This window comes from Methylobacterium sp. Leaf89, from assembly GCF_001422215.1.
GTDB lineage: Bacteria > Pseudomonadota > Alphaproteobacteria > Rhizobiales > Beijerinckiaceae > Methylobacterium.
Window position 1 is genome coordinate 13,913 of record NZ_LMML01000009.1, and the last position, 24,925, is coordinate 38,837.

Consider the following 24,925-nt stretch of genomic DNA (forward strand, 5'->3'; position numbering starts at 1 on the left):
CCGAAGCGGGGCGGCGCCGTTCACAGGTCGAGCACGTCCACCGCATCCCCCAGGCGCGCCCGGGCCAGGTCCGCCACGTGGCGGTGGTGGGTGAACAGGATCGGCTGGATCGTGCCGCCCACCGCCGCCAGGGCCTCGAGGCCGTGGGCGGTGCGGGCGTCGTCGAAGGTGAGGAACAGGTCGTCGCCGATGAAGGGGGCGGGCTCGGCGCGGGCGGCGTAGTCCTCCAGGTAGGCCAGGCGCAGGGCGAGGTAGAGCTGGTCGCGGGTGCCCTCGCTCAAGCCCTCCACGGGCACGAGTTCGCCCGAGGCCCGGCGCCCCGCGAGGCGGGGGGTGTCGGCGGCGTCGTAATCCTGGGCGAGGCCCGCGAAGGCGCCTCCGGTCAGGGCCCCGAACAGGGTGCCGGACCGGGTGAGCAGCGGGTCCTGCTGGCCGGCCCGGTGGCGGCCGATGGCGGTGCCGAGCATCAGGCTCGCGAGCTTCAGCACCGCCCAGTGCCGGGCATTGGCCTGGAGTTCGGCCTCCGCCGCCTTGCGCTGGGCGAGCGCCAGCTCGGCCCCGATGCCCCCCTCCAGCTCGGCGCGACGGCGCTCGTGCCGGTCGCGGTCGGCGAAGGCCCGCTGTCCGCGCTGATCCAGGTCCTCGGCCTCCGCCGCCAGGTTGGCGAGCGATCCCTCGATGTCGTCGCCGGTGAGGGCGGCGAGGTCCGCCCGGAGATCGGCTTCGCCGTGGCCGTCGGCGGCCCGGGCGAGCTCGGCCCGGCGCTCGGCCAGCTCGGCCTGGCAGGCCCGGCGGGCGGTGAGGCGCCCGTGGAGCGCCTCCGGGTCGGTACCGGGGGGCAGCCCGGCGGCCGCCCCCTCGGCCATGAGGGCGGTCAGGTCGGCACCCGCGGCCTGCGCTGCCCGGGCCGCCTGCACCCGCGCCGCCTCGGCGGCATCGCGCTGGCGCCCCAGCTCCGCCCGGCGGGTCTCGCCCCTGAGGGCGTCCTGCAGGCGGGTGTGCAGCGCCTTCATGGCGGCGGTGGGGGGCAGGGCGGCGAGATCGGGCGCCACCGCCGCGGTCAGGCGCGCCACCGCCTCGCGATGGACCCCGATGTCGCGCGCGATGCCGTTGACCCGGCCGAGGCGGTTGTCGCGCTCGGACAGGGCCGCCGGCACCGCGCGCCAGGCGGCCAAAGCCGCCTCGGCCTCGTCCGGCGTGGCCGCGGCCGCCAGGCCGAGATCGGCGAGGGCGGGCCCCCAGGCCGTGCGCCAGGCGGCCTCGCGGGCCAGGGCCTCGGCGAGGGCCGCCGCCGTGCGGGCGATCTGCTCCGCGGCGGTCTCGGCGCGGGTCTTGGCCTCGCGCACCGCCTCCCAGCGCAGGGCGAGTTCGCCGACCCGGTCCTCGAGGCGGGCGAGCATCCGGCCGAGATCGAGGCCGTCGAGGCCGGGCAGGCCGGCCCGGCGGCTGAGATCCGCCAGGGGCGCCCGGCAGGCCTCGACCCGGGCGGCCATCCGGGCCTGCTCCAGCCTTGTGGTCTCCAGCCCTTGCGCGGAATCCTGCAGGGTCTCGACCTCCGTGAGCCAGGCGGCCATCTCGGCCGGGAGGGCGGGGTCGATCCCGCAGGGGGCCCAGGCCGCCCGCCAGGCGGCGGCGCCCTCGGCCAGCCGCGCTTCGCAGGCGGCGAGGGCCTCGTCCGCCGCGGCGGCCTCGGCCTGCTCGGCCGCGAGGCTGCGGGTGTCGGCCCCCTGCTCGGCCACCCGGGCGGCGTCGCTCACGAGGTCGTCGGCCGCCCGGTCGGCGGCGGCGAGCGCCGCGCCGAAGCGGGTCAGGATCTCGGGGGCGCCCCCGGGCAGGTCGGCCAGGAGGGCGTCGCGGCGGGCGCGCAGGGCCAGGAGGTCCGCCAGGCTCGGGATCGGCCGACCGGCGGCGCGCGCCTCCAGGCGGGCGCGGCGCTGGGCCACCGCCGCCTGCGCCGCCGCCAGGCGGTCGGCGGCCCGGTCGCGCGCGCGCAGCGCCCCGTCGAGGGTGCTCCGGTAGCGCGCCACCGCCTCGGCCGAGGGCGGGCGTCCGGCGGCGTAGGCGTCGAGATCCGGGATCGGGGGGCTGAGGCGGCCGGCCTGGTTCCGGATCGAGGCCGCCTCGCGGGTGAGGGCGGCGTCGAGGTCGTCGCGCCGGTCGAGGTCGCGGCGCAGGCCCGCGAAGGCCTTCAGGTCGGCCCGCAGGGGGGCCGGATCGGCGAGGGCGCCCGCGCCCGCCGTGGCGGCGGCGAGGCGGTCCCGCTCGGCCTCGCGGGCGGCGAGGTCCTGGCGCAGGCGGGCGATCGTGGCGGCGTCCTCGCGGCCCGCGCGGATCAGGCCCTCGATGCGGGTGCGGGCCGCGTCCGAGGGCTGGCGCGCCCGCAGGGCCTCGGCATCCGGCAGGCCGATCCGGGCCGCGAGCTGGGCGAGCTCGCGCGCGACGGCATCGGCCTCGCCCTGGATGCGGGGCAAATCGATGCCGCCCTTGTCGAAGCGGTCGGTGCCGCGGAACGCCTCCAGGATCTCGTCGGCCCGGGCGAGCACGCCCTCCTCCACCGGCACCTGCTCCAGGGCCAGGGCGGCCTGCGCGGCGGCGGACCGGGTGCGGGCCGCCGCCTCCGCCGTGGTGCGCAGGGCCGCCAGGGCCTGGCCGAGGCGGTCGATCCAGGCCTCCGGCACCGCGATCAGGCCGGGCTCGGCCTCGGCGCGGGCGGCGGCCGCATCGATGGCCTGGAGAAGCGGGCCGACCCGGCGCAGGCGGGTGAGCCGGGCCTGCTCGGCGGCGATGCGCGCCCGCTCCGCCTTGAGGGCGACGAGGGCCGCCCCGGCGGCCTCGATCTCGCCGTTGAGGTCGCGCCAGTCGCCCGCCCGCAACTCCCCGGCGCGGATCGCCTTGCGGGCCTCGTCGTAGCGCTGGAGCGCCTGGTAGAAGGTCCGGCTCTGGGCGGCGCGCGGCATGAAGATGCCCGCGGCCTCGGTCTCGAGCTCGGCCTGGAGGCCGCTGTAGCCGCGCAGGCCCGAGGCCGCCGCGAACAGGCTGGCACCGACCTCGCCCTCGGCATCCATCATCTCGGCCGCCCCCGCACGCAGGGCGCGGGCGTCGAGGCCGAAGGCGCGGCAGAACACCTCGCGGGACAGTCCGCCGAGGAAGGGCGCCAGGGCATCCTCCGGCAGGGCCGCGTCGGCGGCGTCCACGAGGGTGTTCCGGTTGCCCTTGCGCCGCCGGAACCCGAGCCGGCGGCCGTCGGCGGCGCGGATCTCGGCGCCGATCCGCATCTGCGGCATGTCGTGCAGGAAGTCGTAGCGGGTCCGCGTCTCGATGCCGAAGAGGAGGTCCGTGACGGCGCTGAGCGCCGAGCTCTTGCCGGCCTCGTTGGCCCCCAGCACCACGTGCAGGCGCGCGTCCTCGCGGAACGTGACGGTGCGGTCCGTGAAGGGACCGTAGCGTTCGAGGGCGAGGGAGAGGAGACGCATCGGAACCTTGGGGGACGCTTCGGGAAGAGCTTCGGGAAGAGCTTCGGGACCCTTGGGGGGCGCTTGCCGGCGGGCGGTCGTTCGACGGGGCGGCGTTCAGCAGGACCGCCCGGAGAGGCGCCCGAGGATCACCGCCTCGGCCTCCGCGCACAGGGCCTCGAGGTCGGCGGCGAGGTCGTCCTCGGCGGCGAGGCCGGCCGGCATCTTGGCGGCGATCTCGGCCAGCGCCGCCCGGGCGCGGGCGCGGAAGTCCGGCTCGTGGTCCACCGCCGCCAGCAGGGTGGCGGGGTCGATGGCCGCGAAGGCGTCGGGGCGGGCCTCCGCGACGGGCCGGCGCGGACGGGCGGTCTCGATCTTCAGGCGCTCCAGCCAGATGTCCTCGTGGAGGCGGTGGGCGGCGGCCTGGATCTCGGCGGTGAGCCCGTCGCGGTCGGCCGCCAGGCGGTCGTGCGCCGGGGTCTCCCCCCGCAGGCGCACCCGCACGGCGATGAGGCGCGCCGCGGCGGCCTCCGCGAGCGGGCGCAGGGCCGCCTCGACGCGGGCGACCGCCGCGCGCTCGTCGGCCACGCCGGAGAGATCGACGTCGACGGGTTGGAATCGGGCTTGGTCGACGATGAGGCGCTCGACGCCCTGAACCCGCCCGTCGGCGACGGACACCGCGACGGCGCCCTTCTGGCCGGGCTCCCGGATGCTGCGCCCCTGCAGGTTGCCCGGAAACACGATCCAGGGGTCGCGGGCGAGTTCGGCGTACTCGTGCACGTGGCCGAGCGCCCAGTAGGCGTAGCCCCGCCCCGCCAGGTCCGCCACCGAGCAGGGGGCGTAGGTGGCGTGGGCCGCGTGGCCGGTGCAGGAGGTGTGCAGGATGCCGATGTTGAACCAGCCCGGCAGGGCGGGCGGATAGGTGAGAGCGTAGTTCTCCTCCACCGCCCGGTTGGGAAAGCTGCGCCCGTGCAGCGCCACCTTGAAGGGCTCGAGGCGGTGGGTCTCGGCCCGGCTCGTCGGGAAGCTGCGCACGGAGTCCGGCAGGGTGATCGAGCGGGTGATGACGCTCTCGGCGTCGTGGTTGCCGCGCACCAGGATGACGGGGATGCCGGCCCGGTCGAGGCGGGCGACCTGCCGGGCGAAGAACAGCCCGATGGTGTTGTCGGACCAGTCGCCGTCATAGACGTCGCCGGCCACGATCAGGAAGGCGACGCTCCGCTCGATCGCCAGGGTGACGAGATCCTCGAAGGCCCGGCGCCCCGCCGAGGCGAAGCGCCGGGCGATGTCGGGGTCCTTGAGAGCGAGGCCGCTGAGCGGGCTGCCGAGATGCAGGTCGGCGGCGTGGATGAAGGTGAACGCGGACATGCGGTGCGGATGAGGGGCCCTGAGAGGCGGCCGGGGCGGGAAGATGCGGGCGCCAGGGTCGCGGGTTTGGCGCCCGATTGCAACGTGGGCGCCCGGATCCGCCCACAAGCCCCTGCGATCCCGAGGCTTTCGTCTCCGATCGCGCCGGCGGCCCTCATCCGTCCAGGGTCATCAGGCCGGCGTTGCCGCCGGCCGCCGCCGTGTTGCGGCTGACCACGCGCTCGCGGACGAGGCCCTCGACCGGGTAGGCCTCGCAGCCGGCGGCCGGATCGGGGCGGGGCCGGTGGATGGCCACCAGGGGGCCGGGACGGGCGGCGAGGGCCGCGGCGAAGGCCGTCAGGGCCTCGGACGCGCCCTCCCACAGGACCGCGTCGGCGGCGGTCTCCGGATCGGCGGCCCGGATGAAGCCGTCCAGATCGTGCGGCAGGGGGTGCGGCAGGGCGGCGAGGAGGACTTGGGCCGGCGCGGTGGGACTGAGAACGACGCGGTTGCCGGTGGCGAGCGCCGCGCCGATCTGGGCCGCGAGCCCCGGCCCGGTCGCCGCCCGGCACAGGATGGTGCCGCGCGGATGCAGGTCGTAGCGGTTCTCCTCGCCCACCGGGCCCGGCAGCCGGAGCCCGCCGCCCACCGGGCTTTGGGCGATCCGCGCTTCCGCAGCCGCGGCCTCCCCGGGCCGGCCCTGGTCGCGCAGCCACCGGACCCAGGCGAGGGCCGCCGGGGCGGGCGGCCCGGGCGGAAGGCCGGTCCCGGCCGGGGCGGCGGCGAGGAGGCGCCGCAGGAGGAGCGGACCGCCGGCCTTCGGGCCGGTGCCGGAGAGGCCGTGCCCGCCGAAGGGCTGCATCCCGACCACGGCCCCGACGAGGTTGCGGTTGACGTAGAGGTTGCCCGCCGCGCTCAGGGCGCAGGCCCGGGCGATCGCCGTGTCGAGGCGGGTCTGGACGCCGAAGGTGAGGCCGTAGCCGGTGGCGTCGACGGCCGCGATCGTCGCCGCGAAGGCGGTGCGGTCGAAGCGCACCACGTGCAGCACCGGGCCGAAGACCTCGCGGGTGAGGGCGGCGACGGACGGGATCTCGATCACGGTCGGGGCGACGAAGGTGCCCCGGTCGCAGGCCTCCGGCAGGGGCGCCCGGTACACGGGATATCCGGCGGCGCGCATCGCGGCGACGTGGGCCTCGATGGCGTCGCGCGCCTGTGCGCCGATCACCGGCCCGATATCGGTGGCCAGCCGGTCCGGGTTGCCGACCCGCCACGCGGCGAGGGCCCCCTTCAGCATGGCCAGGGTCCGGTCGGCGATCTCCTCCTGCAGCGCCAGCAGGCGCAGGGCCGAGCAGCGCTGGCCGGCGGAATCGAAGGCCGAGACCAGGGTATCGGCCACCACCTGCTCGGTCAGGGCCGAGGAATCGACCACCAGGGCGTTCAGCCCCCCGGTCTCGGCCACCAGGGGCACGGGCCGGCCGTCCGGGTTGAGGCGCCGCGCGAGGGTCGCCTGGATGCCCGCCGCCACCGCGGTGGAGCCGGTGAACAGGACGCCGTTCACGCGCGGGTCGGCCACGAGGGCGGCCCCGGCCTCGCCGCCGCCGGGCAGGAGCTGGAGGGCGCCCGCCGGCACCCCGGCCGCGCGCAGGATCCGCACCGCCTCGGCGGCGACCAGCGGGGTCTCCTCGGCGGGCTTGGCCAGGACGCCGTTGCCGGCGGCGAGGGCCGCCGCCACCTGGCCGGTGAAGATCGCCAGGGGGAAGTTCCAGGGACTGATGCAGGCGACGACGCCGAGGGGCCGGTGCGTGGCGGGGGCGAAGTCCCGGGCCTGCCCGGCATAGTCGCGCAGGAAGTCCACCGCCTCCCGCACCTCCGCCAGCGCGTTGGCGGCCGTCTTGCCCGCCTCGCGGATCAGGAGGGCGAGCAGCGCCGGCCGGCGCGCGTCGAGCGCCTCGGCCGCCGCCTCCAGGATCGCCGCCCGGTCCGCCCCCGGCCGCGCGGCCCAGGCCGCCGCCCCGGTCCCGGCCCGGGCCAGGGCCTCCGCCAGGCCATCCGGCCCGGCCTCCACCACGGTGCCGACGCGGTCCGCCCGGTCGGCCGGGTTGCGGACGTCCCGGGCCGGCCCGGCGCCCTCGGCTCCGGCCAGCATCGGCACCGCCCGCCAGAGACGCGCACCCTCCGCCGCCAGGCGGCCGGCGAGATCGGCCAGCCCCTGCTCGTCGGACAGGTCGAGGCCGGCGGCCGCGACCCGGTCGGGGACGAGGTCGCGGGGCTTCCGGATCGCCGGGTGGGGGGCGCCGGGAGGCTGCGCGGCCCGCACCACCGCGACCGGGTCGGCGGCGAGGTCGGCGACGGCCACCCGCGCATCCGCGACCCGGTTGACGAAGGAGGTGTTGGCGCCGTTCTCGAGGAGGCGGCGCACGAGGTAGGCCAGCAGCGTCTCGTGGGTCCCCACCGGCGCGTAGATCCGGCAGGGGCGGTCGAGCCCGTCCGGTCCCACCACCGCCGCGTAGAGGGCCTCGCCCATGCCGTGCAGGCACTGGAACTCGTAGCGTCCGAGCCGGAAGTCGGGCCCCGCCAGGGTGTGGAGGGCGGCCAGGGTCTGGGCGTTGTGGGTGGCGAATTGCGGGAAGATCGCGTCGGGGGCGGCGAGCATCCGCTCCGCGCAGGCGCGGTACGACAGGTCGGTGTGGACCTTGCGGGTGAAGACGGGGAAGTCCTCCAGGCCCGCCACCTGCGCCCGCTTGATCTCGGTGTCCCAGTAGGCGCCCTTGACGAGGCGGACCATGAGGCGGCGCCCGGAGCGGCGGGCGAGGTCGACGAGGACCGCGACCAGCGTCAGCGCCCGCTTCTGGTAGGCCTGCACCACGAAGCCGAGGCCGTTCCAGCCGGCCAGGTCCGGGTCGGCGCAGAGGGCCTCCAAGATGTCGAGGGAGAGATCGAGGCGATCGGCCTCCTCGGCGTCGATGGTGAGGCCGATGTCGTCGTGGCGGGCGAGGCGGGCCAGGGCGGCGACGCGGGGCAGGAGTTCGGCCATCACCCGGTCCCGCTGGGCGCGGACGTAGCGCGGATGCAGGGCCGAGAGCTTGATCGAGATGCCGGGGCCGGAGACGAGGCCGCGCCCCGCCGAGGCCGCCCCGATGGCGTGGATGGCGTGCGTGTAGTCGGCCGTGTAGTGCGCGGCGTCGGCCGCATTCATCGCCGCCTCGCCGAGCATGTCGAAGGAGTGGGTGAAGCCGCGCGCCTCCTGGTGGCGGGCCTGGCGCAGGGCCTGCGCGATGGTCTCGCCGGCGACGTACTGGCCGCCCATGAGGCGCATGGCCTGGTCGACGCCCTCGCGGACCAGGGGCTCGCCGCCCCGGGCGACGACCCGGGCGAGGGAGCCGGACAGCCCCGCCTCGCGGCGCTCCGCGGCGCGGGCGAGGCGTCCGGTGAGCACCAGCCCCCAGGTGGCCGCGTTGACGAAGAGCGAGGGGCTGTGCCCGAGATGGGCCGCCCAGTCCCCCTGTCCGATCGTGTCGCGGATCAGCGCGTCGCGGGTCTCCGGATCGGGAATGCGCAGCAGCGCCTCGGCGAGGCACATCAGGGCCACGCCCTCCTCCGTCGACAGGCTGTATTCCCGCAGCAGGCCCTGGACTCCGCCGACCGGGCCCTGGGCGCGCAGGCGTCCGACGAGCGCGTGCGCGAGGCGCGCGGTGACCGCCGCGGCCCCGGGATCCGTCGTCACCGCCTCCAGGCAGGCGGCGACGCGCTCGGGCTCGGGCGCGCGGGTCTCCGCGGTCAGGCGCCGACGCAGGGGCGTCGGCGCGGCACGCGGCCCCAGGAACGCACCGAAGGGGCGGGCTGACGGCGGTGCCGGATCGGCAGGGCGCATCGCGGGCTCACGGTTCGGGCGGAACCGCCGCCCCGGCCGGGGAGGATGGGACGCGACGCACCGCGAGTCGAGGCCCCGCCCGCGGAGGGACGTCCCGAGCCGTTTTCCCAACATTAGGCAAGCAGGGATATCGCGAGAAATCCAGTATAGTCCCTGCGTAAACCGGACGCTCCAAAGCAGAAGCCGTAAGTTTTCCCGGGTCGAGCGATCGGCCCGCGCCTGGACGTCCGTGCCCGAGACCCCAGCCCCCCCCTGTGTGCCTCGGGCCCGATGCTGGTGGGGCTGGCGCCGCGCCGCGAAGGGCATCACATCCGCGCCGCGCGCGCCTTCCTCGACGGGTCCATGACCGATCTGTCCCGGGCCAGCGGGCTCTCGTTCTCGACCGTCCAACGCCCGGAGGGGCGCGCGGAGGCCCCCGGCCCATCCAGCCGGTACCGGGCCGTCGCCGCGCTCCAAGCGGCCGGGATCCTGTTCTCCCTGATCGAGGGGGCCGCCATCGTCGCCGGCCAGGCCTGAACGCCGTCGCGCCCCGCCCGAACCCCGTCGAGCGGGTCCTGCGGCAGGCGTCGACGCGTCAGGGCGTGCAGCAGGACCTACAGAAAGTGGCGATACACCACGTGGGTGTCGGCTTCCGGCTGGAGGCTGCTCCGGCCGGCGGCGCCGCAGGTCGCGGCGGCGAAGGGCGAAACCATTGCGACGAGGGTCAGGAGCCAGCGAAACGGACCTGCGGCAATCATCGGAATCTCCTCGGCCGGGTGGGGATCGGCGGGTTGGGATCGAATCGTCGCCTGCGATGGCTGCGGGCCTGGGCCCGGGTCCTCCATGGAGCGTTCCGGCCCGTTTCGCGGTGCCGAGACGCACCCGGCCTGCGCTGTGGACGGCCGCACGCGACCGGGGCGCGCCGTCGCCTTTGGCCGTAGGGTGGGCCATGGCTGCACGGATCCTGGATCGCGACCGGTTCGCGAAGTGTCGCGCACTGATGGAGCGCGGGGCCACGCCCGGCGAGCGCGCGGCCGGACGCGCGGCCGCGACCCGGGTGGCGGCCGCCGCCGGTCTCAGCCTCGCCGACGCGCTCGTCCTGGCGGATGCCGGTCGCCCGGACGCCGGCCGGGCCCCCGCCCCGGACCACGACCGGCCGCGCCGGCCCGCCGAGCGGACCTACGCCTGGGCGACGCCCAGGCCCGCCCCGGAACCGGTGACGGTGGAGGAGTTGCGGCGGCAGAAGGCGGCGGACGAGGCGCGGCGCAAGAAGGCAACGGCCCGTGCCCGCCGGCGCCCGCAGGCCGCCGATCCGGACTGGGAGCACTGGTCCGGCGAGGTCCGCGAGGCCCAGGCCGCCCGGGACCGGGACTGGGCGCAGCGGCGTCCCCCCCGCGCCGCCGATTAAGGTGCCGGCCCCGAGGCTGCAACCGGCCCGACAAACACGCGCGAAAGCCCATTCGGATCGGAACGTACCGTTCCAAGGCGTCCGATCCATGATAAAAAGACGACAAAGGCGCAGCGTCGCACATCCATCCACGCCGTGATCTCTGTCCGTCGCGCAACGGTTGGCTTGCCGCCGCATGTGCCCGATCCCCGGGACGTCGCCCCCCCCGAGACAACGCCGGGATACGGTGCGCGCGGGAAGCGCCCCCTGCCAGGCGGCCCGCGCGGGGCCCGTGCGTCACGGACTCGCTCTCACGCGTCCGAGTGAACGCCATGCGCCTCACGCTCCACACCGATTATGCCCTCCGCACCCTGATCTACCTCGGGGTCAACGGCGAGCGGCGGAGTTCCACGGCGGAGATCGCCCGCGCCTATCGCATCTCGGAGAGCCATCTCACCAAGGTGGTGCACAAGCTGGGTCAACTCGGGCTGATCCGGACCACGCGCGGCCGTGGCGGCGGTCTCCGCCTCGGGCGGCCCGCGGCCGAGATCTGCCTCGGCACGGTCGTCCGGGCGACGGAGGAGGATTTCGCCCTGGTGGCGTGCTTCTCCGGGGCCGCCTGCGTCCTGACCCCGAGCTGCCGCCTGCAGCAGGTTCTCGGGGATGCCCTGAACGCCTTCCTGGCGGTGCTCGACCAGGTCACCCTGGCGGACCTGATCGGCGGATCGGGGGGCGCGGTCGCGCAGCTGCTCGGCCTGGAGGCTCCGCGCACCCAAACACCCCTCTGATACGGGCTCCGCTCGATCGCAGCGGTGGCCGTATCGGCGAGCCTGCGCGGCGCTCGAGCGAAGCCCGGATCCACCCTCCCGAAGGGATCAGACGGTCGGTGTCCGGTGGGGACTGGGGGGGCCGCCCGGGACGCGGCGGGACGCCTCAGTAGCTCTGCGTCGGCCGGTCGAGCACGGTCCGGCCCATCAGGCTGGCGGCGAGATCCACCATGAGGAGGGCCGTGCGTCCGCGCTCGTCGAGGAACGGGTTGAGCTCGACGAGGTCGAGGCTGCCGACCAGGCGGGAATCGTGGAGCATCTCCATGATCAGGTGCGCCTCGCGGAAGGTCGCGCCCCCCAGCACCGTGGTGCCGACCCCCGGCGCGATGCCGGGGTCCAGGAAATCCACGTCGAGGCTGACATGCAGCCGTCCGCCGGCCGCGGCGACCTGCCCGAGGAAGGCCCGCAGGGGGGCGACGACGCCGACCTCGTCGATGCTGCGCATGTCGTGGATGAGCACGCCGGCCTCGAGCACCGCCACGCGCTCCGCCGGGTCGAGGCTGCGGGTGCCCATCAGGCAGACGTTGCGGGGGTCGATCGGGGCGGCGGGGGCCGGCAGGTAGCCGGAAAAGCCGCGCCGGCCGGTGGCGTAGGCGAGGGGGACGCCGTGGAGGTTGCCGCTCGTGGTGGTGTCGAGGGTGTGGAAATCCGCGTGCGCATCCAGCCAGAGCACGAACAGGGGCCGCCCCTCCTGCGCCGCCCGGCGCCCGAGCCCCGACAGGGTTCCGGCCGACAGGCTGTGATCGCCGCCGAGGAAGATCGGGAGGCCCTCGGCGCTGTGCCGGTAGGCGGCCTCGGCCAGGGCCTCGGTCCAGGCCGCGAAGGCGCCGAGGTGGCGCAGGGCCCCGTTGGGATGGGCCCGCTCCTCGGCGAGGGCCGGCGCGAGGTCGCCCGCATCGACGATGGAGAGGCCGAGGCCCCCGAGGGTCTCGGCGAGGCCCGCGGCCCGGTAGGCGCTCGGCCCCATGTCGCAGCCGAGGCGGCCGGCGCCCTCCTGCACGCGGGCGCCGAGAAGGATGCAGCGTCGGTTCGTCATGGTCGGGTCTCGCTCCGCAGCCCCGTTCGCTCGGCCCCCTCGCGGGGCCGTGTTGCCCAGGCGACGTTGCCCGGGCGGGGTGTTGCCGACTCGGTCTTGCCAGGCCCGTGCCGGGGCCGGGCCCGGCGCGATCCGGCCTGCCGGACGCAGGATAGGCGATCCCCGTGACGCTCGTTCCGGGCGGGACGCCGCAGGTCTTCGTCGCCCCCTCGGTCTCCGCCGCCCCGTGCGGGGCTCGGCATCCCGGCCGCCATGTTTTGTTAACCATTCCGGTCGCAGCGTGCCGCCGTTCCTCCGGCACCGGCGCGCGGCCGGCGGACCGGAGGGAGGCTTCGCCGATGAGTCCCGAATTCGGCGGCGCCTCCATAATCCCGCCCGTTTCTCCGAGCCCAGTGGGGCGGGTCGGGGCCCTGGATCACGCAGCGGCCACGACCATGCACAAGGAGTCTCTCCCATGATCAAAACGCTGCTGGCGCTCTTCACCGTCGCCGCCGTCCTGACGATCCGGGCGTTCCTGAAGCTCCTCTGGCTGCCGTTCCACAGCTTCGGCGGCCTCCTGCGCGGCCGTCCGGCCGCCACCTGAACCCGGGCCCGCAGCCGGGTCCCGATCAGCCGGCGCCGCGACCGGCCGTCCTCCGGCGCGGCCGCCCCGCCGCCGTGCCGGCCTCCTTCGCGATCCCCCGGCCGGCCTCCTTGCCGGCAGCCTTCGCGAGGCCCCGGCCGGCCGCCCCGCCGGGCGTCGGCTTGACCGGCCCCGGCCTCGCCTGGCGCGCGGTCGGCCCCGTCCGCGTCGGCGCCGCCTGGGCGTCGAGGAACCGGCGGCAGGCCTCGAACTGCGTCTCGACCTCGGGCGGGCAGTCCAGGCCGCGCTCCGCCGCCAGGGTCCGGGCATAGCGCAGCATCGCCGCGCTGGGGGCACGCGGCCCGCCGGCCGCGCCCGGCGCCGCCGTTCGTGACGCGGCGGGACCGGCCTCGGCATCCAGGAAGGCCCGGCAGCGGGCGAGGCTGCTCTTGCAGCCGCGGGGCAGCGGGATGCCCTTGCGGGCCGCCAGCGCGACCGCGAAGGCGACCATGGCCGGCGTGGGCGGACGATCGCCGCCGCCCGCGGCTCCGCGTCCCCGCGACGGCGGGATCAGGCTCGGGTCCAGGCTGACCACCTCCGCCTGCGCGATGGCGGCGATCAGGCCGTCGAGGCGGGTGCGGGTGCGCTGCCGGAAGGCCTCGGCCCGCGCCCGCGCCTCGACCCGGGTGGGCGCCCGGCCGATCTCGGCGAGCTCCGCCTCGAACGACGCCCGGCCCACCGGGTCGCCATAGGCCGGAAACACCCGCCGCACCGCCGCGATGAAGGCGAGCCCCACCTCGGTCACCGTGAGGGCCGGGTCCTTGCCGTCCCCGAGGGCGAGGTAGTGGCTCTTCAGGAGCTTGGGCAGGATGGTGTCCCGGGTCGCGGCCGTGCCGAGCCCCTTCGGCTCGTTCGGGTTGACGGGGTTCTCCAGGGCCCGCTTCGCCGCCGGATCGTCCACCTGGTCGATCAGGCGGCCCATCACCACGGGAAGCTCGCCCCGGGTGATCCGGCGGGGCGGCTCGGTCACGGCCTCGACGATCTCGGCACCGGCGGCCCTGGCCGCCTCCCCGTCGCGCAAGGCGGGCAGGCGGGTGGCGCGGGCCTCGTCCTCGGGCCGGGCCTTGCCCGGAACGGGATCGGCCTCGACCTCGGCCTCCGCCCCGTAGAGGGCGCGCCAGCCCGGCGCGCGCACGACGCGCCCGCCGACCGCGAAGCGCTTCGCGCCGAGGGGCGTCGCCACCTCGGCCACGACCTCGGTGCGCGCATCGATGCCGTCGGGCAGGTGCGCGGCGCCATAGGCCTTGGCCACGAGCTCCCAGAGGCGGGCGAGGTCCGCCGCGAGGCGCCCGGGCTCCGGCACCTTGCGCAGGGGCACGATGGCGTGGTGCTCGCCCGGATCCTTGACGTAGTGCCCCCGCGCCCCGCGCCGGATGACGGGCGGCGCCGCGGTCAGCAGGGCGCCGAGGTCCGGTAGCACGGAAGCGATGGCGGCCAGCACCGCGCCCGCATCCCCGGCCTGCCCCTCGGGCAGGGCATCCGACTCGGTGCGCGGATAGCTGAGATAGCCCTGGTCGTAGAGATCCTGCGCGAGCCGCGCCGTGTGCTGGGGGTCCCAGCCGAAGCGCTTGGCGCAGCGGCGGGCCAGGGTGTCCTTCGAGAACAGGCGCGGCGGCGCCCGGCGGACGTCCCGCTGCGTCACCCCGAGGGGCCCGGACCACGCGGTCGCCGCCGCCCGGATGGTCTCGGCCGCGGCGCGTTCGAAGATCCGCTCCTTGGGGAGGTGCCACAGGGTCAGGGCCGCTCCCGTGCCGGTCTCGGCGTGCAGCGCCACCTTGAAGAAGTCCTGCGGGACGAAGGCCCGGATGCGCGCCTCGAGGTCCGCCAGGATGGCGAGCGTGGGCGTCTGCACCCCGCCGAAGCGCCAGGGCTCGCGGAAGGCGGGCGGCCGCAGGCGCAGGGAGATCGCGCGCGTGCCGTTGAGGCCGAGATGGTAATCCTCGTATTGCCGGCACAGCGCCTCCAGGTAGGCGGCGTAGTCCCGCTCGCCGGATTCCGGCTCCCGGGCCAGCATGGCGAAGGCCCGCCGGACGGAGACGTCGTCGAGGGCGCCGAGCTTGAGGCGGTCGACCCGGCCGCGCCAGCCGAGATGCTCCAGCACCTCCCAGGCGATCATCGACCCCTCCCGCCCCGGATCGGTGGCGATGATGACGCGCTCGACGCCCCGCAGGGCCTGGCCGATCGCCGCGAGCTTGCCCGCATGCGACTGGCCGGACCGGTTGGTGCCGCAGATCACCGGCAGGGTGTCGAGGACGATCGGCAGGGCCTCGAACTGCCAGACCTTCCAGTCCGGCCGGATCCGGCCCGGCTCCTCGGCGGCGAGCAGGTGCCCCTCGGCCGCGACGCAGACGGTGCCGGGCGAGCGGAAGTAGCGCTGGAGCTGACGCATCGCCGACGGCTTCTCGAAGAAGAACAGCGTGCGGCCGGGCGGGGCAGGGGACATGGGATGGGGCACACGGGCTGGAAGGGGATCGCGCGCGCGGGGCTCAGGCGGCCTGCCCGAGGCCGTCCCCGTCGCGGGCCCGCCGCGCCGTCCGTGCGGGCCGGTCCCGGCCCGGCGCCGGGGGATCGACGGACAGGAAGGGCCGGACGAGGACGCGCCGGCCGCGCAGGTCGTGGACGGTCACGTGCCACTCCGCCCAGTCTCCTCCCGCGCCGAGGCTGCGCATTACGTCCCGCGCCACCGCCTCGGCCCGGCGCATCAGCCGATGGGGCGCCCGGATGTCGTTGCCCACGGCGTCGAAGACGCATTCGCGGCCGTTGGTGCAGTGGAAGCGGTAGCGGGCCATGCTGCTCTGACTCCCCCGTCGCCGCGCGCCGGGACGCGCTCGAGTTCACTCTCTGTTCTCATATGCACGCAAGGGCGCCGGGATGGCAAGGGCGGGATGGCAAGAGGTGGCCCGCGCACGCAAAGCCTGCGCGGGCAGGACCGCCGGGCGGCGGCGTCCTGGGGGAAGTCCTCATGGAAGAAGTCGTCAGCGCCCGCCGGCGCCCCCCCGCATGCTCCTCTGCCGACAGGTGCGGCCCATATCCTCGAAGCCCGCCGGGCAGCGCCGGACGCAGGCGCCGGCGGCGTACTTGAGCGGCGGCCGGCAAGCCCGGCTGAAGCGCTGTTCCTGGAACAGGTAATCCTTCGCGGGGCTCTGCGCCGCGGCCGGGCCGGTCAGCCCCAAGGGGACCACGCCCAACGGAAGCGCGCCCAGGGGAAGCGCGACGAGCGCGAGGCGGAGGGCGGCGTGGGGGAGGCGGGGCATCGATTGTTCCGGGGCGGGGGCTTGGGTCCGGGGGAGCCTTGCGGCCTTCGCCTCTACCACGTCCCGTCCCACCCGGACATGGGCGCCGACGCGCGGCGCGCCTCGGCCCGGAGGGGCGTCCAGCGCCCCCGGCGTCGCGACGGGCCTCGCGATCGGTCTCGATGCCACTATCCGCCGACATCTCTTCCTGATCTGCACCGATCTCGACCCGACAACACTTTTGCCATCCTGCTTTTTTGCAATGCACGGGTAATACCGCGGAGCACAAACTAGCCTATTGGTGGAACTTGTACCTTCGCGAACCGTAGGTAGTCTGAACGGGCCCAACCCTCGGGGACGCCATGTTGTACCTGTCCTTCCTTCTCCTGGGCGCCGTGGCCAGCCGCGCGTTCCGGATCTCGGGCCTGCTGGCGATCGTCGCGCTCCTGGCGGTGGCCATCGGACTCGAAGGCGCCCTCAACCAAAGGGACCCGGCCTCCGTGCTGGGCCATGCCGTGCTGATGCTGGCGGCGGTGGAAATCTCCTATCTCGCCACATCCTGGCTGTGGGACGCGGCGGCCCGTCCGCGGCCGCACGGGGAGATCGGAAGCGGGGAAGAGCCCGCGACCCCGAGGCCTTTCGGGCCAAGCCTCCCCGGCGAGCCCCGGGAGTTGTGAAGGTCCGCCCCGGACGCGACGGGGACAGGATCCCGCATCCGAACACCGCCAGCGCCGTCGAACGCCGACCGGCCCCGCCGTGATTCGGAAATTTCCTGCGCAACCTCCGCCCATCTTGCAGCATTATGCAGACTCGCCCCAAACGTCCGAACGGGGTCAAACGGAGTGTGACGGATGAGCGCCGGCTATCCACTTCTGATCCTCGCCCTGGGAACCCTCGGCGGCATCGGCTTCCTCGCCCTCGGGGCCCGCAAGCAGGTCGCCGACCTGAAGAACGACCCGAAGCGATCGAGCTTCGTGCGCGATCACGGCGGCACGCCGCGGGAGAACATGCCGGGCACCGAGCACTGACGGGGCGACCGGGACGCCCGCACGCGGCGTCCCGGTCGCCGAGACGGTCCCCGCCTGCCGAGTCGGAACCGGCGCCCGGCCCAGCCGTTGACAGCCAGATTGGAATTGATCTAATTCGCAACTGAGCGCGGCCTTCGCCGCCGCGCAGATCCCAAGGAGCTCCCATGGCCGGCCACGCGCATTGCGACAGCTGCAAGTTCTTCGACGAGCACAAGGTGAACGGCGCCCAGGCGGCCGGCGAAGAGGGCCTGTGCCGCTACAACCCGCCCGTGACCCAGCCCGCCCCCGAGTCGAAGGGCCTCTGGCCGGTGGTCGCCACCAGCGACTGGTGCGGCCACTTCACGCCCGAGATGTCGGCGGCCGAGTAAGCGGCCCGCACCGCATCCCACCAGGGGCCAGCCTTCGGGCTGGCCCTTCTCGTTTCGGCCGCGATCGACGAACGGGTCGGGTCGACCGCCATCCGGATCGCGGCGCGCACGGCGCGTCCCGCACCGACGGCCCTACAGGGTATTCCGCTTCAGGTGAGCGGCGACCCGCCCGCCGCTCACCTCGGCATCCGGGTTGCGAACCTCGCGCATCCGCGGAGCGGACCCGGTCGTCAGGTAGACCACCACCGTCAGTGCCAGGAGCACCTTCGCGCCCATCGCCCTTGCCCTCATCGTTAAGAGGGGGTGGATAGGATCGATCCCTTTCGACTTTGTTGCAGTGCGGTGGCTCCTCGCGCCGCCGCGGCGGCTTCGTCGGGTGTGGTGAACAGACCGTCACGGCGTGCCGCGATCCCCCGAACCTGCGCAGGCCGCCGTCACGGCCCGATCCAGGAACGCCGCCGCGGTGGCGATCGCCTCGCGCCCTTCGGCCAGTTCGGCATGGAACATGTGCCAGACGTGGAACATCCCCGGCCAGACCTGCAGCGAGGCGCGGACCCGGTTCTCGCCGAGATGCGCCGCGAGCCGGATGGCGTCGCTCAGCATCAGTTCGCCTTCGCCGATCTGCACCAGGATCGGCGGCAGCCCGCGGACATCGGCGAAGACCGGCGATGCCTCGGGGCTGTTCGGCAGCGCGCCGCCCAGGAAGGTCCTGGCCATCAGGTCGAGGCCGGCCTTGGTGTTCAGCCTGTCGAGGCCCTCGCGATTGGTCATCGACGCGCCGGTGTGCTCGAGGTTCGCCCAGGGCGAGAGCGCCGCACCGCCGGCCGGCAGCGCCACGCCGGCATTGCGCGCCAGGACCATCACCGAGACGACCATCGCCCCGCCGGCCGAATCCCCCGCGAACGTCACCGAGGCCGGGTCCTGCCCCTGGGCGATTAGCCAGCGGTAGGCCGCGAACGTATCTGCGATCGGAACGGGGAATGGATGCTCCGGCGCCAGCCGGTAATCGGGCAGGTAGACGCGCGCCTTCAACGCCCTGGCGAACGCCGCGGCCAGCCCGTGATAGCCGCCCGGCCCGCCGACGATGTACGCCCCGCCGTGGATGTAGAAGAGCACGCGGTCGCCCGCGACCTCCGGCGGGGTGACGAGGGTCGCCGGCACGCCGCCCATGTCGACCTGTTCGATCCGCATGTCGGCCGGCGTCGGATGCTCGGCCATCGTGCGGACGTACGACCGCCGGATGTCGTCGATCGTCACGGACGCGGTCTCGCCGCGGAGGACGGGGGCGAGGTCCCGCAGGCTCGCGGCCCATCGGTCGAGGCGATGAATCACGGTGGGGTTGAAGGTCATGGCGCTGGCTCCCGATGGCGTTGATCCGTTCACGTCCCCGATATAGTCCGGTGATTGGCGACGGGACGTCGACACTGCGAGGGAGCGGCGGCGCCGCATGGCACCGGGCAACATCAACGACATCGTCGCCTTCGTCGCGGCCGCCGAGGCGGGCAGCTTCGTCGGCGCGGCCCGTGCGCGCGCGATGACGCGGTCGGGCATCGCCAAGAGCGTCGCCCGCCTCGAGGATCGCCTCGGCGTCCGCCTGTTCCACCGGACGACGCGCAGCCTGGGGCTGACCGACGACGGCCGCGTGTTCCTCGATCGCTGCACGCCGATCCTGGCCGACCTCGAAGCGGCGGAGTCGTCGATGTCCGATGGCGGCGGGGAGCCGCAGGGTCTGTTCCGCATGACCGCGCCGATGACGTTCGGACGCGTCGTGATCCTGCCGCTGCTCAACGATTTCCTGGCCCGCTGGCCCCGGCTGAAGGCTGAGGCGAGCTTCACCGACCGGATCGGCGACCTCATCGAGGACGGGATCGACCTGGCGATTCGGATCGGCGAGCCCCGCGAGACCAGCCGCCTCATCACCCGAACCCTGACCCAGCAGCACGATCGGGTCGTCGCGAGTCCTGCCTATCTGTCCACGCATCCGGCGCCGCGGCATCCCGACGATCTGGCGGGGCACGACTGCCTGAATTACGTCGGCGCCGGGCAGAGGCGCCCGTGGCGCTTCACCGTCGAGGGCAGGACCGTCGCCGTCACCCCTCGCGCCCGCCTGTCGCTCGACAGCGGCGAAGCGCTCCGCGACGCGGCGGTCTCCGGGGCGGGGCTGGCGTTCCTGCCCGGCTATGTCGTCGAACGGGATCTCGCCGAAGGACGGCTCGTCGCGCTGTTGACGGACCATGGCGCCCCGCCGGTGCCGATCAGCCTCATCTATCCCAGCCGCCGCCATCTCGCGCCGAAGGTCCGGCGCTTCATCGATCTGCTGGTCCGGGCCGTCTGATACCCATCGGTACGGCTGAGGACGCACGGGTTCTACGCGCGCGCGTCGGGCGTGATCCGATGCGGCGAGCCAGGAGGTTTGCCCTGTCGAAGGCCGTGGACCTGCGCGCGGACTGGTGCCGATGCCCGACGACGCCGGGCGCGGACGAGCCGCGATGCCGGTCAGAGCCGGCGCCTTCGAGCGCGGGCCGCGATCGACGAGGGCGAAAGCCGCACCCGGGATTGCGCGGATCGGCGCGGTCGGCCTGCAGAGGGTGCGCGACTGGGGGCTGGCCTTCGACACGGCTGGGCCGGACGGTTTGATCGAGCGCAGGAAGCCCGGCCCACGGCCCACGCGCGACGATGCGCGGCGACACGCCCTGGCGGCTGTCATCAAGGAAGGGCCGAACCTGCAGCCGCACGGCGTGGTGCGCTGGCGGCGGAAAGACTCGGCCGCCTGGCTGTTCGAGCGCTTTGGGATCAGCCTCGACGAGAAGAGCGTCGGTCGAACTCCGGTGGCAGAACGAGGCCCGCCTCGGCCAGAAGAACCCGACCCCGCGGCGCTGGGCACGCCAGGGCAGCCGGCCTGCCGCCCCAAGGGATCGGCGCACGGCTTCCGCCGACATCTTCGGGGGGTCTGCCCGGAGAAAGGCGAGGGCGCCGGCCTCGTCCTGCCCTGCTGCGCCAGGCCGGCCATGACCGCGCATCGGGCCGAGATCCGTCGATCCCGGCGCTCACGCTGTCCCGATCCTTGAGGGAGCCGGCCGGCACGTCGCCGCCGACCTCGTGGCGCCCGACACCATCGCCTTGCCGACGTTGCCGTCTCATGCCCCCGAACTCGACCCGGTCGAGAAGGTCTGGCAGGTCCTGCGCGAGAACCGGCTCGGCGACAGGGTCTTCGCCTCCTGCGAGGACATCCTCGATCACGGCTGCGAGGCTTGGAACAAGCTGATCGCACAGCCCTGGACGATCCGGTCTCCCGGACTGCGCCAATGGGCCTATCGGTCATGAACCACGCCGATTGGTCTCGGTCGAGTGCATCGAATGGATACTTTGGCGGAAGGGGTGGGATTCGAACCCACGGTAGACTTGCGCCTACGGCGGTTTTCAAGACCGCTGCCTTAAACCACTCGGCCACCCTTCCAAGCCCATGCGGGAGCGAGAGACTTCGCCTCCGCGGAAGCACCGGGCCCGGACCCGACGCTCCTGCTCGCCCTCGTTCGAACTGGCGATCCTGTCTATGGCTGCCCGCGGGGCGGCGTCAACCGTCGCCGCGGAGCCCGCCCTTGCGCCGCCCGGTGGAGCGGGATGGCGCAAGCCCGGTCGCCCGAGGGCTTCGGCGCGATCGGCGCGTCGCCCGTCCGCCCCGCCGCCATCGTCCACGCCCGAAAAACCCGCCGCGGCTGGGCCGGGCGGGTGAAGGTGTTCCTCGGTGTTCCTGGGTGGAACGCCGTATCCTGCCACTTGGTATTCCAGCAGCAAAGGCGTGGGGGCCGGCCCCGGTGACGAGAGGCCGGGATTGAAACGGGAAACCCCGTCCGGGCCCGGTGGCGGCGCGTCACCGCCGGCGCCGCGGTGCGGTCAGGCCGGACGGCGCGGGCTCAGGGCGCCAGGCGGGTGAGGCGGTCGAGGAGGGCGCGGTCGTGCAGGAGGGCCATGCGCTCCTTCGGCGTCAGCCAGGCCCGGGCCTCGGCGATGCCCTCCGCCTCCACCACCTTGGCCTGGGCCAGCGCCCGGTCGGGGTCGATGGCCCCGCGCGGGCGGGGGGCGGTCTCGGGCAGCATCGCCGCGTGGGCCGCGGCGAGGTCCGCATCGGCGTGGAGGGCACTGAGCGCATCCGCGTCGTCGAGGCCCGCCTCGGCGTTGCGCCGGCTCAGGGCCCCGGCCTGCACGGCGATGGCGGGGGGGTCACGCTCCTCCGGGGTCATCAGCAGGCCGAGGCGCCGCAGGGCCAGCCCGAGGCCGAGCTGGCCGCTCGCCCAGGAGATGGGAATCGCCAGGACGAGGCCCAGGATGGTGGGCGACATCCACAGGAACAGCGAGGTGGCGATGGCGAAGGCCGCCACCCCCGTGACCAGGCCGAGCGCCATGTGCCAGCGGTGGCGGCGCACGATGTCGGACCAGGGGATCGAGCCGTCGTCGCGCCGCTGCGGGTTCCAGCCGGTGTCGCGCCCGAGCAGGATCTGGAACACCGAGCCCGACTGGATCAGCATCGCGATCGGGGCGATCAGGGCCGAGAGCAGGATCTCGATCAGGCTCGACAGCACGAGGCGGACCGCGCCGCCGCAGGCCCGGCGCACGGGTCCGTCGATCAGCGCGAGGCCCAGTCCCAGAAACTTCGGCGCCAGCAGGATGCCCATGGTCAGGCCGAAGAGCTGGAGCGCGCGCACGGGATCGAAGCGCGGCCAGACCGGGTAGAGGCCGAACTCGGAGGTGAAGTATTCCGGCCGCACATAGGCGGTCTGGAGCACCAGGGCGATACCGACCACGAGCTGGGCCAGCCACAGGGGCGAGGCGACGTAGCCGGCGATGCCGGTGGCGAAGTGCTGGCGGGAGGCGAGGGCCAGCCCCGCCGTGCCGATGATGCGGCTGTGCTGGAGGTTCCCTTGCGCCCAGCGCCGGTCGCGCACCGCCACGTCGATGAGCGAGGGTGGGCTCTCCTCGTAGGAGCCGGGCAGCGCCGGCAGCATGGTCACGCTCCAGCCGGCCCGCCGGATCAGGGCCGCCTCCACGAAGTCGTGGCTGAGCACGTGCCCGCCGAAGGGCGGCTTGCCCTTCAGGTCGGGCAGGCCGCAGGCCGCCGCGAAGGCGCGGGTGCGGATGATGGCGTTGTGGCCCCAGTAGTTGCCGTCGCGGCCCGACCAGACGGAGAGGCCCGTGGCGATCACCGGCCCGTAGATCCGCGCGGCGAATTGCTGGACCCGGGCGAACAGGGTGTTGCGGTTGATGATGAGCGGCAGCGACTGGATGATGCCGGCATCCGGGTCCGCCTCCATGGCGGCGGCCAGATGCACCACGCAGGAGCCGGTCATCAGGCTGTCGGCGTCGAGGACCAGCATGTGGTCGTAGGCGCCCCCCCAGCGGGAGACGAAGTCACCGATGTTGCCGGCCTTGCGGTGGTGGTTCTTGGCGCGATGGCGGTAGTACAGCCGCGCCCGTGCGCCGCCCCAGCGGGCCCGGAGCTCGAGGAAGGCGCGCTCCTCGGCGATCCAGGCGTCGCCCTGGGTCGAATCCGACAGGACGAAGTAGTCGAAGGCCTCGCCCAGGCCCGTGGCGTCGATCTCGGCGCGCATCGCCTCGATGGCCGCGAAGGTGCGCGCGGTGGCCTCGTTGTAGACCGGCATCACCACCGCGGTGCGGGTGGCCAGACGCGCCGGCAGGGCCGGGGTCGTTCCGCGGCGCAGAAGGACGAGGAAGCCCAGGATCGCGCCGGTGAAGGCCAGCGCGATCCAGGAGAAGTTCAGGGTGAAGAGGGCGAGCAGCACGTATTGCAGCGCCGTGGTGCCGCCCGAGACCGCCACCACCTCGTACATCTGCATCGCGCCGTAGGCGGTGAGCAGCGCCGCCCCGCCGAAGACGAAGGCGCGGGCGAGCCAGGGCTGGGCGTGGCGCGACGCCGGACGGTGGCCGTCTGCCGGGTCCCAATGCTCCAGGTCCTGCACGGGCATCGGCAGCGGCGCTTCGGGGGGCATCGCGGCGGCGAAGGGCCGGGGGGCCGGACGGGCCGCGGCGGCCGGAGCCGCCGCGTCGGGGGAGAGGGGGGATGCGGTCACGGGGTCCAACGGTAGAGCCAGGTTTCGGTGAGGGGGATGCCGCCGCGCTGCAGGTTGAGCCGCAGCTCGCAGGACTTCTCGCCCTTCGGGTCGAGCTCGAAGGCCACCCGCAGGGTGTCGCGCTCGGGGTAGCGGTAGAGGGTGCTCGACGGGATCGCCCCGGAGGCCGCGCCGAGCTGGGTCTGGAGGTCCCCGGGGGCAGCGATGCCCGCGCCGGTGAAGTCCACCAGGAACAGGCGGCGGTTGTCGCCGCCGCGCCCGCTGCGCGTGCCCGAGACCAGGGCGACCTTCGGCGGCTCGGGGGGCTGCCAGCACCAGTGCTGGCGGTAGCTGAAGGGCATCTCGGCCCCGGCCGCCAGAGTCGCCTTGGGGCGCCAATAGGCGAGCACGTTCTCGTTGAACTCGGAATCGCTCGGGATCTCCAGCAGGGTCACCGCCCCCGGGCCCCAGGCGCCGAGGGGCTCGAGCCAGAGGGAGGGGCGCCATTCCCAGTGCTGCACGTCGTCCTGGAAGGCGGCGTAGTCCCGCGCCCGCTGCATCAGGCCGAACCCCTTCGGGTTCTCGTCGAGGAAGGAGGAGATCTGCAGGGTCTGGGGATTGCGCACCGGGCGCCAGATCGCCTCGCCGGCGCCGGTGCGGATCTGCAGGCCGCCGCTGGCGGAGGCGCCCGCGCGGGCGTCGTCCGCCCCGCGCCGGTCGTGGGGGCCGAACAGGTAGCTCGTGGTCATGCCGCCGAGGCCCAGATGGTCGATGGCCGCGCGGGCGAAGACCGTGCCCTCGACGTCGCAGAGGGAGGCGTCGCCGGGGCGCAGGCTCATGCGCAGGGCCGCCGCGGCGGAGGGCGAATCCACCAGGGCGTGCAGGACGAGGGGGCCGCCGGGGCCGGGCCGCTCGATCCAGATCGCGCGGAATTCGGGGAATTCCTCGCCCTTCGCGTCGGCCGGGCGCAGGGTCAGGGCCCGGGCCGTGACGCCGAAGCCCTGGCCGGTGGCCAGGAGGCGGAAGAACGACGCCCCCTGGACCATCGCGAAGTCGCTGAGCTCCCCGCCGCGGAAGCGGGCGCGGATGCGGAAGCCCGAATAGCCGGGGTCGTCCTTGAAGGCCGGGAGGGCGACGCCCTCCGTCTCGAACCGGGCCGGATCGTAGGGCAGGGCGCGCACGGTGCCCTCCTCCACCAGGGCCAGCGCCACGCGGGAGCGGAAGACCGAGCCGCGATGCAGGGGCTCCAGGGTGAAGCCCAAGCCCGCCTCGGCCCAGACCGCGCTGCCGGGCCGGGTGCGGATGGCGGCGTACTGCTCGCGGTTGAGGCCCGTCAGGGCGTCCGGCAGGTCGTCGATGCGGGGGGCCGCGTAGGGGCGCCTGGCCAGGGCCCGGGCGAGATCGGTGATGAGGCCCGGCTGGAACGGCGTGCCGTCGGCGGGCAGGGCGGGGGCCTCGTCGGCGGCGGCGGCCCCCGGCAGGGCCGCGAGACCGCCGGCAAGCGTCGCGAGGCCGGCCTGCTGGAGAACGGTGCGGCGGCTCGGGCCGGTGCAGCGGGTCGGGCCGCTGGCGGACGGGGCGTCGAGGAAATCCGGGTTCGGCGGCGTCATCAGGTCCGTGGGGTCGGCGGGGGCGCGCGGAGAAAGGCGAGGGCGTCGATGTGGGGGGCTCGCGGAGGTCGAGCGTCGGTCGTGTCTACCATGCTGGGCC

The 24,925-nt window shown here is 74.7% G+C and carries 20 protein-coding genes, 1 tRNA gene and 1 pseudogene; 9 read left to right on the forward strand and 13 right to left on the reverse strand.

Translation table 11 applies throughout. From position 1 onward, the window contains the following. Positions 1 to 20: 20 nt before the first annotated feature. From ASF18_RS03875 to putA, 3 genes are all read right to left on the reverse strand, one after another. A complete protein-coding gene (locus ASF18_RS03875) occupies positions 21 to 3,473 on the reverse strand; it encodes a YhaN family protein (RefSeq protein WP_056349679.1) in 3,453 nt (1,150 codons plus the stop codon). 96 nt (positions 3,474 to 3,569) lie between these two features. Beyond that, positions 3,570 to 4,820, reverse strand: coding sequence for a DNA repair exonuclease (locus ASF18_RS03880; protein ID WP_056276956.1), 1,251 nt, complete (start codon positions 4,818 to 4,820; stop codon positions 3,570 to 3,572). Between the two features lie 154 nt (positions 4,821 to 4,974). Then, complete coding sequence (gene putA, locus ASF18_RS03885; RefSeq protein ID WP_056349682.1) at positions 4,975 to 8,670, reverse strand: bifunctional proline dehydrogenase/L-glutamate gamma-semialdehyde dehydrogenase PutA; 3,696 nt, start codon at positions 8,668 to 8,670, stop codon at positions 4,975 to 4,977. A 342-nt stretch (positions 8,671 to 9,012) separates the two neighbouring features. On the opposite strand from putA, the gene ASF18_RS03890 reads away from it, so the two are divergent. Next, positions 9,013 to 9,186 carry a hypothetical protein gene (locus tag ASF18_RS03890; RefSeq protein ID WP_200917498.1) on the forward strand — a complete coding sequence of 58 codons (174 nt, stop codon included), beginning with the start codon at positions 9,013 to 9,015 and terminating at the stop codon, positions 9,184 to 9,186. Between the two features lie 77 nt (positions 9,187 to 9,263). On the opposite strand, the gene ASF18_RS23510 is transcribed toward ASF18_RS03890, so the two are convergent. After that, positions 9,264 to 9,407 (reverse strand): hypothetical protein, encoded by a 144-nt coding sequence (locus ASF18_RS23510; RefSeq protein ID WP_156389683.1) that lies wholly within the window; start codon positions 9,405 to 9,407, stop codon positions 9,264 to 9,266. Positions 9,408 to 9,598: 191 nt separating this feature from the next. Here ASF18_RS23510 and ASF18_RS03895 point away from each other — a divergent pair, with 191 nt between their 5' ends. Then, positions 9,599 to 10,057 (forward strand): hypothetical protein, encoded by a 459-nt coding sequence (locus ASF18_RS03895; protein WP_056349688.1) that lies wholly within the window; start codon positions 9,599 to 9,601, stop codon positions 10,055 to 10,057. A gap of 311 nt (positions 10,058 to 10,368) precedes the next feature. Then, a complete protein-coding gene (locus ASF18_RS03900) occupies positions 10,369 to 10,824 on the forward strand; it encodes an Rrf2 family transcriptional regulator (protein WP_056349691.1) in 456 nt (151 codons plus the stop codon). A gap of 145 nt (positions 10,825 to 10,969) precedes the next feature. Here ASF18_RS03900 and rocF read toward each other — a convergent pair whose 3' ends face one another. Next, on the reverse strand, positions 10,970 to 11,899 hold the full coding sequence (rocF, locus tag ASF18_RS03905) for an arginase (protein ID WP_056349695.1): 930 nt from the start codon (positions 11,897 to 11,899) through the stop codon (positions 10,970 to 10,972). 454 nt (positions 11,900 to 12,353) lie between these two features. Here rocF and ASF18_RS25015 point away from each other — a divergent pair, with 454 nt between their 5' ends. Beyond that, positions 12,354 to 12,482, forward strand: a complete 129-nt coding sequence (locus tag ASF18_RS25015; RefSeq protein WP_274533541.1) for a hypothetical protein — start codon at positions 12,354 to 12,356, stop codon at positions 12,480 to 12,482. A gap of 25 nt (positions 12,483 to 12,507) precedes the next feature. On the opposite strand, the gene ASF18_RS03910 is transcribed toward ASF18_RS25015, so the two are convergent. The 3 genes from ASF18_RS03910 to ASF18_RS03920 form a co-directional block, all read right to left on the reverse strand. Beyond that, positions 12,508 to 14,964 carry a DNA topoisomerase gene (locus ASF18_RS03910; protein WP_200917500.1) on the reverse strand — a complete coding sequence of 819 codons (2,457 nt, stop codon included), beginning with the start codon at positions 14,962 to 14,964 and terminating at the stop codon, positions 12,508 to 12,510. A 43-nt stretch (positions 14,965 to 15,007) separates the two neighbouring features. Further along, complete coding sequence (locus ASF18_RS03915) at positions 15,008 to 15,310, reverse strand: hypothetical protein (protein ID WP_244472566.1); 303 nt, start codon at positions 15,308 to 15,310, stop codon at positions 15,008 to 15,010. 186 nt (positions 15,311 to 15,496) lie between these two features. Next, a complete protein-coding gene (locus ASF18_RS03920; protein WP_244472567.1) occupies positions 15,497 to 15,775 on the reverse strand; it encodes a hypothetical protein in 279 nt (92 codons plus the stop codon). A gap of 341 nt (positions 15,776 to 16,116) precedes the next feature. Here ASF18_RS03920 and ASF18_RS03925 point away from each other — a divergent pair, with 341 nt between their 5' ends. From ASF18_RS03925 to ASF18_RS03930, 3 genes are all read left to right on the forward strand, one after another. After that, positions 16,117 to 16,431, forward strand: a complete 315-nt coding sequence (locus ASF18_RS03925) for a hypothetical protein (RefSeq protein ID WP_056221872.1) — start codon at positions 16,117 to 16,119, stop codon at positions 16,429 to 16,431. A gap of 174 nt (positions 16,432 to 16,605) precedes the next feature. Continuing rightward, on the forward strand, positions 16,606 to 16,782 hold the full coding sequence (locus ASF18_RS24210) for a hypothetical protein (RefSeq protein WP_200917502.1): 177 nt from the start codon (positions 16,606 to 16,608) through the stop codon (positions 16,780 to 16,782). 164 nt (positions 16,783 to 16,946) lie between these two features. Next, the gene (locus ASF18_RS03930; RefSeq protein WP_055953942.1) at positions 16,947 to 17,150 is read left to right on the forward strand and encodes a hypothetical protein; all 204 of its coding nucleotides are present in this window, start codon (positions 16,947 to 16,949) and stop codon (positions 17,148 to 17,150) included. Between the two features lie 132 nt (positions 17,151 to 17,282). On the opposite strand, the gene ASF18_RS24215 is transcribed toward ASF18_RS03930, so the two are convergent. Both ASF18_RS24215 and ASF18_RS03935 read right to left on the reverse strand, forming a co-directional pair. Then, positions 17,283 to 17,426 carry a hypothetical protein gene (locus ASF18_RS24215; protein ID WP_200917504.1) on the reverse strand — a complete coding sequence of 48 codons (144 nt, stop codon included), beginning with the start codon at positions 17,424 to 17,426 and terminating at the stop codon, positions 17,283 to 17,285. Positions 17,427 to 17,543: 117 nt separating this feature from the next. After that, a complete protein-coding gene (locus ASF18_RS03935; RefSeq protein WP_056276931.1) occupies positions 17,544 to 18,500 on the reverse strand; it encodes an alpha/beta hydrolase in 957 nt (318 codons plus the stop codon). Between the two features lie 97 nt (positions 18,501 to 18,597). Between ASF18_RS03935 and ASF18_RS03940 the strand changes: the two genes are divergently transcribed. Together ASF18_RS03940 and ASF18_RS22790 are read left to right on the forward strand one after the other, a co-directional pair. Continuing rightward, entirely contained in the window at positions 18,598 to 19,485 is an 888-nt protein-coding gene (locus ASF18_RS03940) for a LysR family transcriptional regulator (RefSeq protein ID WP_056349697.1), read from the forward strand. A gap of 83 nt (positions 19,486 to 19,568) precedes the next feature. After that, positions 19,569 to 20,474 (forward strand): annotated as a pseudogene (locus ASF18_RS22790) (transposase). A 43-nt stretch (positions 20,475 to 20,517) separates the two neighbouring features. Here ASF18_RS22790 and ASF18_RS03950 read toward each other — a convergent pair. The 3 genes from ASF18_RS03950 to ASF18_RS03960 all read right to left on the reverse strand — a co-directional run bounded on the left by ASF18_RS03950 (position 20,518) and on the right by ASF18_RS03960 (position 24,825). Beyond that, positions 20,518 to 20,607, reverse strand: a tRNA-Ser gene (locus tag ASF18_RS03950). Between the two features lie 457 nt (positions 20,608 to 21,064). Next, entirely contained in the window at positions 21,065 to 23,236 is a 2,172-nt protein-coding gene (mdoH, locus tag ASF18_RS03955) for a glucans biosynthesis glucosyltransferase MdoH (RefSeq protein WP_280138918.1), read from the reverse strand. Further along, positions 23,233 to 24,825, reverse strand: a complete 1,593-nt coding sequence (locus tag ASF18_RS03960; RefSeq protein WP_056349698.1) for a glucan biosynthesis protein D — start codon at positions 24,823 to 24,825, stop codon at positions 23,233 to 23,235. Before ASF18_RS03960 ends, mdoH begins: the two co-directional genes overlap by 4 nt. Positions 24,826 to 24,925: the final 100 nt, after the last annotated feature.